Here is a 14614-nt window from a genome sequence, read left to right on the forward strand (position 1 = left end):
CCATGCAGTGAAAAGCGGCTGGCACCGCCTCCGTAGGCTATGTGCATGAGTGCCTCCGTACTGACCGCGGTGGCCTGGCCTTACGCCAATGGCCCCCGGCACATCGGTCATGTCTCCGGTTTCGGTGTCCCGTCCGACGTCTTCTCCCGCTACATGCGAATGTCCGGACACCGGGTGCTCATGGTCAGCGGCACGGACGAGCACGGCACACCCATCCAGGTGCAGGCCGAGAAGGAAGGGCTCACCGCCCGCGAGCTCGCCGACAAGTACAACCGCGTGATCGCGGAAGACCTCCAGGGCCTCGGCCTCTCCTACGACCTCTTCACCCGCACCACCACCGGCAACCACTACCAGGTGGTGCAGGACCTGTTCTCCGCGCTGTGGAAGAACGGCTACGTCGTCCCCAAGGTCGAGATGGGCGCCATCAGCCCGTCGACCGGCAGGACGCTGCCCGACCGCTTCATCGAGGGCACCTGCCCGATCTGCGGGTACGACGGCGCGCGCGGCGACCAGTGCGACAACTGCGGCAACCAGCTCGACCCGATCGACCTGAAGAACCCGCGCTCGCGGATCAACGGGGAGACGCCGAAGTTCGTCGAGACCGAGCACCTGTTCCTCGACCTGCCGTCGTTCATCGAGTCGCTGGGCGCGTGGATGGGCACGCGGACCGAGTGGCGGCCGAACGTGCTCAAGTTCTCGCAGAACCTGATCTCCGACCTGCGGCCGCGTGCGATCACCCGCGACCTCGACTGGGGTGTGCCGATCCCGCTCGACGGGTGGAGCGACCAGCCGATGAAGCGGTTCTACGTGTGGTTCGACGCGGTGATCGGCTACCTGAGCGCTTCCGTGGAGTGGGCACGGCGATCCGGGAACGACGACGCCTGGAAGGAGTTCTGGACAGGTGACGCCCAGGGCTACTACTTCATGGGCAAGGACAACATCGTCTTCCACTCGCTGATCTGGCCGTCGCTGCTGCTGGGCCAGAACGGCGCGGGCGACAAGGGCGGCGAGCCCGGCCGGTTCGGCACGCTGAACCTGCCGACCGAGGTCGTGTCGTCGGAGTACCTGACGATGAGCGGCTCGAAGTTCTCCACGTCGCGCGGCACCGTGATCTACGTCGGCGACTTCCTGAAGGAGTTCGGGCCGGACGCGCTGCGGTACTTCATCTCCGTCGCGGGTCCCGAGAACCAGGACACCGACTTCACCTGGGAGGAGTTCGTCCGCAGGACGAACTTCGAGCTGGCGAACGAGTGGGGCAACCTGGTCAACCGCTCGATCTCGATGGCGCACAAGAACGTCGGCGCGATCCCGAAGGCGACGTCGCTGACTGCCGCCGACCACGAGCTGCTCGCGCAGTCGAAGGCGGCGTTCGAGACGGTCGGCGCGCACCTGCGCCGGTCGCGGTTCAAGCAGGCCTCCGGTGAGGCCATGCGCGTGATCTCCGCGGCGAACAAGTACCTGTCCGACCAGGAGCCGTGGAAGCTCAAGGACGACCCGGACCGCCGCGACTCGGTGCTGCACACCGCGTTGCAGGTGGTGCAGGACGCGAACACGCTGATGACGCCGTTCCTGCCGCACTCCGCGCAGAAGGTGCACGAGGCACTGGGCGGCACGGGCGTGTGGGCCGCGCAGCCGCAGCTCACCGAGGTGCAGGACCTGGACGTCGCCGACCGCGAGTACCCGGTGCTGACCGGTGACTACGCGAACGAGCAGGCGAAGTGGGAGTCGACGCCGATCGAGGTCGGCCGGCCGCTGGCCAAGCCGTCGCCGCTGTTCGCGAAGCTCGACCCGAAGCTGGGCGAGGTCGGGCCCGAGTGGGCCCCGATCGTCACCGACTAGTGCCTGAAAACAAGTGACTGACAAGCGCGAACGACCGCCGGTGCCGGAAGCTCTTCCGGCACCGGTGATCGACGCCCACACGCATCTCGACGCGTGCGGGGCTGTCGACGCCGCCGGTGTGGCCGAGCTGCTGGACCGGGCCAACGCCGCCGGGGTCTCGCACGTGATCACCGTGGCGGACGATCTGAAGGCCGCGCAGTGGGCCGCCGAGGCGTCCACTTGGGACCCGAGGGTGTACGCCGCGGTGGCCGTGCACCCGACGCGCACCTCCACGTTCGGTGATGTCGAGAAGGCCGAACTGGAGCGGCTGGCCGTCCAGCCCCGTGTGGTGGCGATCGGCGAGACCGGTCTCGACTACTACTGGGACTACTCGCCGCCGGCTGCCCAGCACGAGGCTTTCCGTTGGCACATCGACCTTTCCAAGCGCGTCGGGAAGCCGTTGATGATCCACGACCGGGACGCGCACGAGGACATCCTCAAGGTGCTGGAGGCGGAGGGCGCACCGTCCACTGTGGTCTTCCACTGCTTCTCCGGCGACGCGGACTTCGCCCGGCGGTGCGTCGACGCGGGCTACGTGCTGTCGTTCGCGGGCCCGGTGACGTTCAAGAACGCCCGCGCCCTGCAGGAGGCGGCCCGGCTCGTGCCACGGGATCAGCTCCTGGTGGAGACCGACGCGCCGTTCCTGACGCCGCATCCGTTCAGGGGACGGCCAAACGAACCCTATTGTGTGAATTACACAGTTCGCGATCTGGCCACGCTGCGTGGCGAAGATCTTTCTGAACTCTGCGTCGCAGTCACCCGTAATGCTCAACGAGTGTTCGGACTCGACTACTGAGATGCGATCTAAGACGAACGGAGCAAGAGGTTCCTACCCCCATGGGGTGACTGAGGTCACAACATTGGCGGGGGTGTTTGCGCAACGTGCGCGACCCCGTTACTGTCCCGTGACCGTGCCACCGAAGCCGACCTTGTCGGTTAGGGGCACGCCCGCAGTCGGGGCGGGACCGAAGCCAGAAGCGCGAAGAAGCGAGACCACGTAGGAGGAGTTGCCGGGAACCTTCGAGCTCCAACTCGAATGATCTTGTCAACGCCAACTGTGCGGTGGCCTCGAGCTTCCGCAATGGAGGTATCGACCCAGTGTCTGGTAGCGACAGAACTGCCGCTCCGTACGACTTCAACGAGGACACCGACTGGTTCACGCCGGTCGGGATGACCACGGCCACCGCGGTCGCCGATCCTCACCCGAGCTTTCCCGCCGGTGCGCTGACCATCACGCCCGCGGACGTGCTCGAGGTGCTCGGCCCGGACGCCGACGACCTGCTCGCCACGGCCAACGTCGACGTCGACGAGCTGATCCGGCTCATCAACGCCGAGACGACGATCATGCCGCCCCTCGTCCTCCCGTCGGAGGAAGAGGAGAAGAAGGACCCGCAGCTCCTCGTCACGGCCGTCTCGTCCTGGAAGCGCCGCTTCCTCAAGGGCGCGGTCGCCGCGGTTCTCGTCTCGATCTCCGGTGGCGGCGTCACCGCCATGGCGATGGACAAGTCGCTGACCGTCGACGTCGACGGCGCCCTCCAGACCGTCCACTCCTACGAGGGCACGGTCGGCGAGGTCCTGGCGGAGGAAGGCATCGTCGTCGGTGAGCACGACGCCCTCTCCCCGTCGCTGAACGCCCCGATCTCCGACGGCGGCAAGATCACCCTCGACCGCGGCCGCCTCGTCAAGATGAGCATCGACGGGCAGGCCCGCGAGGACTGGGTCCGCTCCATCACCGTCGAGGAAGCCGCCCGCCAGGCAGGCGTCCCGACCGAGGGTGCCTGGTTCTCCGCACCGGGCGACAAGGACATCCCCCTCGAGGGCATGAACCTCGAGATCAAGACCCGCAAGACCATCAAGCTCTTCGACGGCGCCAACCCGGTCCGCGAGATCCAGACCACCGCCGTCACGGTCGACGAGCTGCTGAAGAACGAGAACCTCACCCTCGGCCCGGAGGACGCGGTCGCCTCCGGCACCGACGTGAAGCTCGCCACGGGCGCCGAGGTCTACATCTCCCGCACCGGCGTCACGGTCATCAACGTGAACGAGCCGGTCGCCCCGCCCGTCGAGAAGACCAACGACCCGAACATGAACGCGGGCGAGCAGAAGGTCACCGACCCCGGCGAGGCCGGCGAGCAGATCTCGACCTACCGCGTGACCGTGAAGAACGGCAAGGAGATCAGCCGCGAGAAGATCGGCGGCAAGGTCACCAAGGAGCCGAAGCCCAAGAAGATCACCGTGGGCACCAAGCCGCTGCCCGACGGTGCCATCTGGGACCGCCTCGCCCAGTGCGAGGCAGGCGGCAACTGGGCCATCAACACGGGCAACGGCTACTACGGCGGCCTCCAGTTCGACGCGAGCACCTGGCGCGCCTACGGCGGCACGGCCTACGCCGCGCTGCCCCACCAGGCCACCCGCGAACAGCAGATCGCCATCGCCACCAAGCTGCGCGACGGCCGCGGCGGCACCTACTCGGCCTGGCCGGGCTGCCGCGCCAAGCTGGGCCTGCCGTAAACCCGCACCTCTCTTCGTTCCCGATGAGGCCGCTTCTGGTTCGCCAGGGGCGGTCTTCGTCGTGTGCGAGCCGGGCAGGGCGATCCACCCGACCGACCCACCCCCAACCCCAACCTGCGAGAATGCTCCGGTGAGTCTGCTGGGACCTGCCGAAGTGAGACGTCTGGCCGAAGAGCTGGGCATCCGGCCAACCAAGAAACTGGGCCAGAACTTCGTGCACGACCCCAACACGGTCCGCAAGATCGTCGCCGCGGCTGAGCTCACGCCGGACGACGTCGTCCTGGAGGTCGGCCCTGGCCTGGGCTCGCTCACCCTCGCCCTCCTGCCCAGCGCGAAGCAGGTGGTGGCCGTCGAGATCGACCCGCCGCTGGCCGAACGCCTCCCGCAGACCGCGCGCGAGATGGACCCCGAGAACGCGGACAAGCTGCACGTCGTCCTCAAGGACGCCATGAAGATCACTCGAGCCGACCTCGTGGTCCAGCCCACCGCGATCGTGGCCAACCTGCCGTACAACGTCGCCGTCCCGGTGGTCCTGCACCTCCTGAACGAGCTCCCGACCCTCGACAAGGGCCTCGTGATGGTGCAGGCCGAGGTGGCCGACAGAATGGCAGCGAAGCCGGGCAGCAAGATCTACGGCGTGCCCAGCGTGAAGCTCGCGTGGTACGCGGAAGCGAGGAAGGCGGGCCCGGTCGGCAGGAACGTCTTCTGGCCGGCTCCCAATGTGGACTCGGGCCTGGTCTCCTTCCACCGCCACGAAAAGCCGCTGTCCACAGTGGACAAGACCAGGCTCTTCGCGATCGTCGACGCCGCCTTCGCGCAACGCCGCAAAACCCTCAGGGCGGCCCTCAAGGGCTGGGCGGAAAGCGAGACCGTCAACGTCGACGAGCTGCTCCAGAAGGCGGGCATCGACCCGCAGTCCAGGGGCGAGCAGCTGAGCGTGATCGACTTCATCCGGATCGCGGAGGTCTAGGCCGGGGATCCATCGGCCAACAGTGTGATCTGTCGAACGATCCGGATTCTGGCTTGCGCAACCGAACGTGCGTCCGGTTGACTGCTAGTTGCCATCCGGAGCGACCGAGAGACCTGGCTCTTTGACGTCGCAGCAACCACCCGCTGGATGCGGGCAGGTGCTAACGCCAGGACCGATGGAGGATCACATGGGCACCACGCGAATGCTGACGCGCCGGCGAGTCGTCGACCAGTGCCGTCGCACCGCTTCTGCATGTCGTCGCCACCTCGTCTAAGGCGCCTTCTCCAAGTCCTTTGACGCGCGCTCGATCAACGAGTGGCGCACACACCTGAGCAGAACTTCGACCGCACGCCGCCGAACGAGGCGGAGTGTGCCGTCGCGCGCAGCCGTGGAGCAGAAGTGATCACTGTCGAAAACCTCACCAAGTCCTTCCAGGGCGTCAACGCCCTGAACGGCGTGACCCTCGACGTCGAAGCGGGCACCGTGCTCGGCGTCGTCGGCCCGAGCGGGGCCGGCAAGTCGACGCTCGCGCGCTGCGTTGCGCTGCTCGAGCGTCCCGACTCCGGAGCCATCCGGGTCGACGGCACGGACATCACCGCGCTGGACGGGTCCGCTCTGCGGGCCGCCCGCAGGCAGATCGGTGTTGTGCCGCAGGGGGATTCCCTTCTCAGGCAGCGCACGGCGGCCGGCAACATCGCCTTGCCGCTCGAGTCCGCGGGCGTGCCGGGGCCGCAGCGCCGCAGCCGCGTGGGCGAGCTGCTGGACCTCGTCGGGCTCACCGACAAGGCGGCCGCGTACCCCGACCAGCTGTCCGGCGGGCAGCGTCAGCGCATCGCCGTGGCGCGTGCGCTCGCCGCGAACCCGTCCGTGCTGCTCGCTGACGAGCCCACCAGTGCGCTCGACCCCGAGACCACCGGTTCCGTGCTGACGGTGCTCGACCGTGCGCGCGCTGAGCTGGGTGTGACCGTGCTCGTCGTCACGCACGACATGGGCGTGGTCCGCAAGATCTGCGATGACGTCGCCGTGCTGGAGCAGGGCCGCGTCGTCGAGCACGGCAAGGTGCTCGACCTGGTGAGCGATGCCGGCAGCCGCACGAGCAGCGCCCTGCTGCCCGCCGTCGACCTGAACCCGATCAACGAGAGCAGCTACGACCGCGTCGCGGACGTCGTGCTCGTCGGGTTCGCCGCGGTCGGCGCGCTGCTGCCCGAGGCCGCGCACCGGTTCGGCGTCGAGCTGAACATCGTCGGTGGCGGTCTCACCCGCCTCGGCGAGACGCCGGTCGCGCGGTTCCGCCTCGGCCTGAACGGCGAGCGGTCCGACTCCGCGCTGGAGTGGATCGGCGAGGCCGGTGGCGCTGTGCAGAGGTCCCTGAAGGGTCCGCAGGGAGTAGCTGCGTGAGGTCTGCTACACCCTGGCCCGACGTTGTCAGCTACCTCGTCGAGGCCACCGGGGAAACGCTGTACATGGTCGGCGTTTCCACCGTGATCGCCACAGCTTTCGGAGTTCCCCTCGGAGTTTGGCTGCAGCTCACCGCCAAGGGCGGGCTGCGGCCGAACCCCGCGGTGCACCGCGTTCTCGGCTTCATCACCGACCTGGGCCGCTCGATGCCGTTCATCGTGCTGCTCGTCGCGCTCACGTCGGTCACCCGCCTGATCGTCGGCGGATCCATCGGCAGCACAGCGGTCATCGTGCCGTTGGCAGTGGGTGCGATCCCGTTCGTCGGGCGGCTCGTGCAGAACATCCTGTCCGAGGTGCACGTGACCGTGGTCGAGGCCGCGGTCACGACCGGTGCCTCGACGTTGCGGATCGTGCGCTCGGTGCTGATCCGCGAGTCGCTGCCCGCGCTGATCAACGCCATCGGCGTCACCGTGATCGCCCTGATCGGCTACTCCGCGATGGCGGGCGTGATCGGTGGCGGTGGCCTCGGTGACCTGGCGATCCGCGAGGGCTACCAGCGCTTCAACGACCGGATCCTGTGGAGCACCGTGGCGTGGCTAGCCGTGCTCACCACCCTGATCCAGCTCGCTTTCACCCGTGCCGCCCGTGCCTCCGACCGGCGCCGGCACGCCTCAGTCTGATCCGTCAGAAATTCTCAAAGGAACGTCATGCGTATTCGTGCTGCCCTGATTGCAGTTGCTTTGACCGCTTTGTCCGCTTGCTCGTCCGGTGGCAGCGCTTCCGACACGCTGAAGGTTGGTGTGTCGCCCGTCCCGCACGCGCAGATCCTCAAGTACGTGGCCGACAACCTCGCCGCGCAGAAGGGCCTGAAGATCGAGGTCGTCGAGTTCACCGACTACGTGCAGCCCAACACGGCGCTGGTCGACGGCTCGCTCGACGCCAACTACTTCCAGACCGTCCCGTACCTGCAGACGTTCACGAAGGAGAGCGGCGCCAAGGTCGACTGGGTGGCGCCCGTCCACGTCGAGCCGTTGGGGCTGTACTCCAAAAAGGTCAAGAAGCTCGACGAGTTGCCGCAGAACGCCAAGGTGGCGCTCGCGAACGACGCCACGAACGAGACCCGCGGCCTGAAGCTGCTGGAGGCGAACGGCCTGATCAAGCTCAAGGCCGTCGACGCGCCGACCGTCCGCGACGTCGCGGAGAACCCCAAGAACCTGCAGTTCGTGCCGCTGGAGGCCGCTCAGCTGCCGCGCTCGCTGGAGGACACCGACGCGTCGGTGATCAACGGCAACTACGCGATCGACGCGGGTCTCAAGCCCGCCACCGACTCGCTCGCGCTGGAGAAGGCCGAGGGCAACCCGAACGCCAACGGCCTGGTCACGAGGACCGAGCTGAAGAACGACAAGCGCATCCGCGACCTGGCGGAGCTGCTCGGGTCGCAGCAGGTCAAGGACTACATCAAGCAGACCTACAACGGTTCCGTCATCCCGGTGTGAGATCACCGGTGACCGGGGGAGGAGTCCACGACCCCAGAACGCCCGTAGGCTGACATGGTGCTCGCAGTCGTTCCACCCCCGGTCACGGTCCGCGTCCCGGCCAAGGTCAACCTGCACCTGGCCGTCGGCGACGTGCGCCCGGACGGCTACCACGACCTGGTGACGATCTTCCAGGCGCTGTCGCTGGTCGACGAGGTCACCGTCGCGGTGGCGGACGAGCCAGGCGTCGAGGTCCACGGCGAGGGCGCCGACCAGGTGCCCACGGGAGCCTCGAACCTCGCCTGGCGCGCCGTCAGGCTGCTCGCCGCGCACGTGGGCAAGGACCCGGACGACCCGAAGGTCCGCGTCGTCATCCGCAAGGCCATCCCGGTCGCGGGTGGTATGGCGGGCGGCAGCGCCGACGCGGCCGCCACGCTCGTGGGCCTGTCGTCGCTGTGGCGGCTGGAGATCAGCCGCGACGAGCTGGCCGAACTGGCCGGCAAGCTCGGCGCCGACGTGCCCTTCGCCCTGTACGGGGCCACCGCGCTCGGCACGGGCCGCGGCGAGCGGATCGTCCCCGTGCTGGGGCGTCACCAGTTCCACTGGGTGCTGGCTTTCGACCGGCGCGGTCTGTCCACTCCGGACGTGTTCGACGAGCTGGACCGCCTGCGCGCCGAGGGAGACCCGCCGCGCGTCGGTCCGGTCGAGGCGGTGCTGGAGGGGTTGTCCTCCGGCGATCCGCGTCAGCTGGCGCTGCTGCTGGGCAACGACCTGCAGGCCGCCGCGGTCTCGCTGCGGCCGAACCTGCGCCGGACGCTCAGAGCCGGTGTCGACGCGGGCGCGCTGGCCGGCATCGTGTCCGGTTCGGGCCCGACGACGGCGTTCCTGTGCGAGGACGGCGACACGGCGGTCCGCGTGGCCGCCGAGCTGGCCGGCGCCGGCGTGTGCCGGACGGTCCGCGTGGCGCACGGCCCCGTACCGGGCGCCCGCGTCATCACGACCGAAGAGCCCAAGCCGACGCCTCCCGAAGTGCATGCTTGACCGCACGCGGGGCGCTTTCGCACTGCATGACAGTGCGAAAGCGCCCCGCGTGCGGTCCGGAGCAGGGGTTTGGGTGGGCTGGGTAGCCTTCGGGTCGGGCAGTTTCGTCTAGTCGTGAGGTTTTGATGGCCAACCTGGTCAACCTGGAGTCCGTGTCGAAGTCGTTCGGCGTCCGGCCGCTGCTCGACGGCGTGTCGCTCGGCGTCAACGAGGGCGACCGGATCGGTGTCGTCGGACTGAACGGCGGTGGCAAGACGACGCTGCTCGAGGTGCTGGCCGGGGTCGAGCCCGCCGACGACGGCCGGGTGTCGCGGTCGCGCGATCTGCGGATGGCCGTCGTGACGCAGCGGACCGAGCTGCCGGACGGCTCGACCGTGCGCAACGCGGTGATCGACCCGCTCGGCTTCGACGCGGAGCACGAGTGGGCGTCCGACGCCCGCGTCCGGTCCATTTTGGACGGACTGGGGATCACGGCGCTGGGCCTGGACTCCGTGGTCTCCACGATGTCCGGTGGCGAGCGGCGCCGGGTCGCGCTCGCGGCCGCGCTGATCCAGGACCTCGAACTCATCGTGCTGGACGAGCCGACGAACCACCTGGACGTCGAGGGTGTGCGCTGGCTCGCGGAGCACCTGCTGGCGCGCAAGTGCGCGCTCGTGGTCGTGACGCACGACCGGTGGTTCCTCGACACGGTCTGCAACCGCACCTGGGAAGTCGTGCAGGGCAAGGTCGAGCAGTACGAGGGCGGCTACGCCGACTGGATCTTCGCGCGCGCCGAGCGGCAGCGGCTCGCGGACGCGGCGGAGGAGAAGCGGCAGAACCTGGCGCGCAAGGAACTCGCCTGGCTGCGTCGTGGCGCGCCCGCCCGCACGTCGAAGCCGCGCTACCGGATCGAGGCCGCCGAGGCGCTGATTGCTGACGTTCCGGCACCGCGCGACACGGTCGAGCTGCTCGCGTTCGCCAAGAAGCGCCTGGGCCGCACGGTGATCGAGCTCGAGGACGCCACACTGTCCATTCCGGACCGCGTGCTGGTCCGCGATCTGACGTGGCGCATCGGGCCCGGCGACCGGATCGGTCTGGTCGGCGTCAACGGATCCGGCAAGACGACGTTGCTGAAGCTGCTGGCCGGCGAGCGCGAACCCGAGACGGGCAAGCGGATCCAGGGCCAGACGGTGAAGATCGCGCACCTCTCGCAGGAGCTGCACGACCTCGACGGGTCGATGCGCGTGCTGGAGGCGATCGAGGAGGTCGCCCGGCGGGTCGTGCTCGGCAAGTACGAGATGTCGGCCTCCCAGCTGGGCGAGCGGTTCGGGTTCTCGTCGCAGAAGCAGTGGACGCCGGTGTCGGACCTCTCCGGTGGCGAGCGGCGGCGGTTGCAGCTGTGCCGGTTGCTGATGGCGGAGCCGAACGTGCTGCTGCTCGACGAGCCGACCAACGACCTGGACATCGACACGTTGCAGCAGCTGGAAGATCTGCTCGACTCGTGGCCGGGCACGCTCGTGGTGATCTCGCACGACCGGTACCTCGTCGAGCGCGTGTGCGACAAGGTCGTGGCGTTGTTCGGCGACGGCAAGCTGACCGACCTTCCCGGCGGCATCGAGGAGTACCTCAAGCGCAGGGACTCGTTGCGCGACAGGGAAACCGCTGCCGCCCCCGCCGTGGAGAAGGCGCCCTCGAACGCCGCCGACCAGCGCGCGGCCCGCAAGGAGCTGGCGCGGCTGGAGCGGCGCCTGGAGGTGCTGCACAAGAAGGAAGCCGACCTGCACGCCGCGCTCGCCGAGGCCGCGACCGATCCCGACAGGCTGCTGAAGCTCGACGCCGAACTCCGTGCCGTGCTGGCGGAAGAGGCCGACGTCGAGGCTGCCTGGATGGCCGCGGCCGAGGTCGTCGAGGGGTAGCTACTTGCCCCGGCGGCGCAGTTCGTTGGCGAGCATGGGCAGCAGTTCGTCGATGAACGACGTGTCGTAGCCCTGCCCGGAGAGCAACGCGTAGCTGAAGCGCGCCTTCATGACCTCTTCCGAGGTCGCGCCCAGCATGCCGTCGAGCGCGACGCCGATCTCCTCGAGCATCCTGTCGACCTGCGCGGTGCGGTAGCCGCGCTGGCCGGACGCCGCCTGCGGAATCCGCAGCTGGCGCAGTTCCTTCCACGACCGGATCGGGGGAATGCTGCGCATCGGTCCGGAGAGCTGCTGCTCGACCCTGGTGAGGAACGCGTCCACCTCGGTCTCGTCGTAGCCACGTCGTCCGATCAGCGGACGGGAGAACCTGACGTCGCGGATGTCCTTGGCGGTCAGGTTGTCCTGACCGAGCAGCGTCGCCTCGATCCGGTCGAGGAACGCGTCCACCTGGGACTCCTGGTAGCCGCGGCGGCCGCGGGGAGGGCGGTGGAACGCGACGTTGCGGATGTCCGCCGCGGTGAGCTTCGGTGACTCGACCGCGCGCGGGGTCGCCGGCTGCTGCGCGGGAGGCTGCTGCTGCGGCCGTGGCGGCGGTTGTGGACGGCGCTGCTGGGGTCGCTGCTGTTGCTGCGGCAGCTGCGTGGTCGGCGGCGTCTTGGCCGGCGGAGGTGCCGTCTCGAACATGAGGACGACGAGGTCGAGGAACGTGTCGACGTCCTCCTCGTCGTAGCCGAAGGTGCCCGGCGCGGTCTCGCCGAACACCGCGTCCTGGATCTCTTGGGCCGTCAGGTTGTCCTGCCCGCGCAGCGTGGCTTCGATGCGGTCGAGGAACGCGTCGATCTGGCCCTCGTGGTAGCCGCGCGTCCCCGGTCTGGGCTTGTGGAAGCGCACGGCGGCGACGTCCTCCGGCGACAGTCGCACCGCCGGTCTCAGCGCCTGCGACGTGGCGTGCGCGCCCTGAGCCGGTGCCGCGGCCTGCTGTCGTTGCGGAGTGGAGCGCAACGTGTCGGCCACGAGCTCCATGAAGACGTTGACCTCGTTCACGTCGTAGCCCGGATCCCGGGTCGCCGTGCTGAACTTGACGTTGAGCACGTCCTCGCGCGTCAGGATGTCCCTGCTGCGCATGGTGTCCTCGACACGGTCGAGAAATGCGTCCACCTCAGCCGCGTCGTACCCGCGCGCGCCCCTCGGGGGACGGTGGAACGCGACGAGGGCCACGTCCTGCGCGGAGAGCAGAGGTGCCGGATGCGCGGGTAGACGATGTTGCGCTCCGGGGCCGCCCCGATCCACCAATGACCTCCTCCTGCGTACCTGTACTGGGGAGTATCGCGTTTCGTGTGGCATAACGTTTCGTCCTGTTGGACCAAAGGGCGCCACTACGATCGCGAACATGAGTCAGTTCGTGGATGTGATGCTGGCGACGGCCGCCAACGGCCGGGACAGGGGCATGACGACGGGGGAGCCCGCCGCGCCCGTTCGCCGGACCTGGGCCGAGGTGCACGAACGCGCCCGGCGGATGGCCGGCGCGCTCGACGTGGCACCGGGCACCGCGATCGCGGTGCTCGCCGCCGAGCCTGCCGTGATCGTCCCAGCCGTGCAGGCAGCCTGGCTGTGTGGTGGCAGCGTCACGATGTTGCATCAACCCACACCACGCACCGACCTGGCCGAGTGGGCCGAGGACACGCTGCGGGTGCTCGCCATGATCGACTCTCGCCTGGTGCTGCTCGGCAGCCCGTTCGACGCCCTGGCCTCTGTTCTGGACCAGCACGGCATCCCGTACCGCTTGCTCTCCGAGCTCGACGGCGAGCCGATCGCTCACCCTGTTCCCACTCCCGAGGATGCCACGGCACTGCTGCAGTTGACGAGTGGATCGACCGCCGATCCGAAGGCGGTGCGCATCACACACCGCAACCTGATGGCGAACGCCGAGGGCATGCGCATCGCGGCCGCGCTGGATCCCGAGTCCGACGTGATGATTTCCTGGCTGCCGCTCTTCCACGACATGGGCATGGTCGGCTTCCTGACCGTGCCCATGCTGTACGGCCTGGAACTGGTGAAGGTCACCCCTGTCGACTTCCTGTCACGGCCGACGTTGTGGGCGGACCTGATCACGCGCTATCGCGGCACGATCACAGCCGCGCCGAACTTCGCCTACGCGATCGTGGCACGCCGCCTGGCGTCGTCGTCGGACGACTTCGACCTGTCGTCGATGCGGCTGGCGTTGAACGGTGCCGAGCCGATCGATCCGGCTGCCGTGCAGGCTTTCGTCGACGCGGGTGCTCGCTTCGGGCTGCGGCCGGAGTCGATCCTGGCGGCCTATGGCATGGCCGAGACGACTCTGGGTGTGGCGTTCGCGCCGTTGTTCACGGGGCTTTCCGTGGACGTGGTGGACGCGGACGCCGTGGAGGCGGATCGCCGGGCCGTGCCTGCTGCCGAGGGCCGCGCGTTCCCGTTGCTCGGGCCGCCGTTGCCAGGCCTGGAGCTTCGAGTCGTGGACGACTCGGGCAAGGTCCTGGGCGTCCGGGACGTCGGTGAGCTGCAGATCCGCGGTGAGGCGGTCACTCCCGGCTATCTGACCGTGAACGGCCCTCTGGCCACTCAGGACGCTGAGGGCTGGCTGTCCACCGGCGACCTCGGGTATCTGGTGGAGGACGGCCAGGTTGTCGTTTGTGGACGGCGCAAGGACGTCATCATCATGGGCGGGCGGAACATCTATCCCACCGATGTGGAGCGTGCCGCCTGCGCGGTTGACGGCGTGCGCGCGGGCAATGCCGTGGCCGTGCGACTGGACGCAGGGACTCAGCGGGAGCGGTTCGCCGTCGTGGTGGAGTCGAAGCTGGCGGGCGACTCCGAGGCGGAGAAGGACCTGGTGAAGCAGGTGACGGCGCGGGTCGTGGACGCGGTCGGGCTGCGGCCGTTCGCGGTGGTGGTGCAGCCGCCGGGGACGTTGCCGAAGACGCCGTCGGGCAAGCTTCGTCGGTCCGCGGCGGCCGCGTTGGTCTAGTTCGGCTTGTGCCACCAGGTCGGGGGTGTTCTGCCGACGCGATCCCAACGGCAATCGCGCCAGCCAGGACACCCCGACAGGTGGTGGTTGTCGATCCGCGCCACGCGGCGCCGCAGCTCCCGCGCCGCGTGTTCAGGCAGCTGGTGGAGGACCTCCTCCAGCTGCTCGCGTTCCCAGTGGCTGTCGTCGTGACGTGCCCACGGTTCCCGGCACTCGCCGTCGGACAGCTCGTGACACGGTGGGCCGCACGCCTCGATTCGCCACGTCCGCACGTAGGCCTGGACAGCTCCCCGGTACAGGCGGGCGAGTTCGAGCTTGCGGATCGCTTGCCGGGTCCGGGGTGACACGCCCTGGAGGTCGTGCACTGCGTCGTCGCGGCGGGGCAGCGGAGGGACGTCCCTGCGGACGTTGCCTGCGGGCTTACGCGGCATGGCCCTTTCGG

General features: G+C 68.8%; 12 protein-coding genes and 1 riboswitch. Of the genes, 10 read left to right on the top strand and 2 right to left on the bottom strand.

Annotation, left to right across the window (positions count from 1 at the left end; translation table 11 throughout):
* Nucleotides 1-45: 45 nt before the first annotated feature.
* The 9 genes from metG to IEZ09_RS37495 all read left to right on the top strand — a co-directional run bounded on the left by metG (nucleotide 46) and on the right by IEZ09_RS37495 (nucleotide 11168).
* On the top strand, nucleotides 46-1839 hold the full coding sequence (gene metG / locus IEZ09_RS37455; protein WP_189258579.1) for a methionine--tRNA ligase: 1794 nt from the start codon (nucleotides 46-48) through the stop codon (nucleotides 1837-1839).
* Nucleotides 1840-1852: 13 nt separating this feature from the next.
* On the top strand, nucleotides 1853-2674 hold the full coding sequence (locus tag IEZ09_RS37460; RefSeq protein ID WP_189258580.1) for a TatD family hydrolase: 822 nt from the start codon (nucleotides 1853-1855) through the stop codon (nucleotides 2672-2674).
* A gap of 302 nt (nucleotides 2675-2976) precedes the next feature.
* Complete coding sequence (locus IEZ09_RS37465; RefSeq protein WP_229813300.1) at nucleotides 2977-4389, top strand: resuscitation-promoting factor; 1413 nt, start codon at nucleotides 2977-2979, stop codon at nucleotides 4387-4389.
* 136 nt (nucleotides 4390-4525) lie between these two features.
* The gene (rsmA, locus tag IEZ09_RS37470; protein ID WP_189258604.1) at nucleotides 4526-5359 is read left to right on the top strand and encodes a 16S rRNA (adenine(1518)-N(6)/adenine(1519)-N(6))-dimethyltransferase RsmA; all 834 of its coding nucleotides are present in this window, start codon (nucleotides 4526-4528) and stop codon (nucleotides 5357-5359) included.
* 88 nt (nucleotides 5360-5447) lie between these two features.
* Nucleotides 5448-5541, top strand: a riboswitch (SAM riboswitch).
* Between the two features lie 217 nt (nucleotides 5542-5758).
* A complete protein-coding gene (locus IEZ09_RS37475) occupies nucleotides 5759-6757 on the top strand; it encodes a methionine ABC transporter ATP-binding protein (RefSeq protein WP_189258581.1) in 999 nt (332 codons plus the stop codon).
* The gene (locus IEZ09_RS37480; protein WP_189258582.1) at nucleotides 6754-7437 is read left to right on the top strand and encodes a methionine ABC transporter permease; all 684 of its coding nucleotides are present in this window, start codon (nucleotides 6754-6756) and stop codon (nucleotides 7435-7437) included. Before IEZ09_RS37475 ends, IEZ09_RS37480 begins: the two co-directional genes overlap by 4 nt.
* A gap of 60 nt (nucleotides 7438-7497) precedes the next feature.
* Entirely contained in the window at nucleotides 7498-8253 is a 756-nt protein-coding gene (locus tag IEZ09_RS37485) for a MetQ/NlpA family ABC transporter substrate-binding protein (protein ID WP_308427939.1), read from the top strand.
* Nucleotides 8254-8307: 54 nt separating this feature from the next.
* A complete protein-coding gene (locus tag IEZ09_RS37490) occupies nucleotides 8308-9273 on the top strand; it encodes a 4-(cytidine 5'-diphospho)-2-C-methyl-D-erythritol kinase (protein WP_189258584.1) in 966 nt (321 codons plus the stop codon).
* A gap of 125 nt (nucleotides 9274-9398) precedes the next feature.
* Nucleotides 9399-11168 carry an ABC-F family ATP-binding cassette domain-containing protein gene (locus tag IEZ09_RS37495; protein WP_189258585.1) on the top strand — a complete coding sequence of 590 codons (1770 nt, stop codon included), beginning with the start codon at nucleotides 9399-9401 and terminating at the stop codon, nucleotides 11166-11168.
* Here the strand turns inward: IEZ09_RS37495 and IEZ09_RS47765 are convergent, their stop codons facing one another.
* Nucleotides 11169-12458: a DivIVA domain-containing protein gene (locus IEZ09_RS47765; protein ID WP_308202449.1), complete on the bottom strand. Its 1290-nt coding sequence runs from the start codon at nucleotides 12456-12458 to the stop codon at nucleotides 11169-11171.
* A 100-nt stretch (nucleotides 12459-12558) separates the two neighbouring features.
* Between IEZ09_RS47765 and IEZ09_RS37515 the strand changes: the two genes are divergently transcribed.
* Complete coding sequence (locus IEZ09_RS37515; RefSeq protein WP_189258586.1) at nucleotides 12559-14172, top strand: fatty acyl-AMP ligase; 1614 nt, start codon at nucleotides 12559-12561, stop codon at nucleotides 14170-14172.
* Here the strand turns inward: IEZ09_RS37515 and IEZ09_RS37520 are convergent.
* Complete coding sequence (locus tag IEZ09_RS37520; protein WP_189258587.1) at nucleotides 14169-14603, bottom strand: hypothetical protein; 435 nt, start codon at nucleotides 14601-14603, stop codon at nucleotides 14169-14171. The two genes, IEZ09_RS37515 and IEZ09_RS37520, sit on opposite strands and share 4 nt — an antisense overlap.
* Between the last annotated feature and the right edge of the window lie 11 nt (nucleotides 14604-14614).

It is taken from the genome of Lentzea flava (assembly GCF_014648475.1).
GTDB lineage: Bacteria > Actinomycetota > Actinomycetes > Mycobacteriales > Pseudonocardiaceae > Lentzea > Lentzea flava.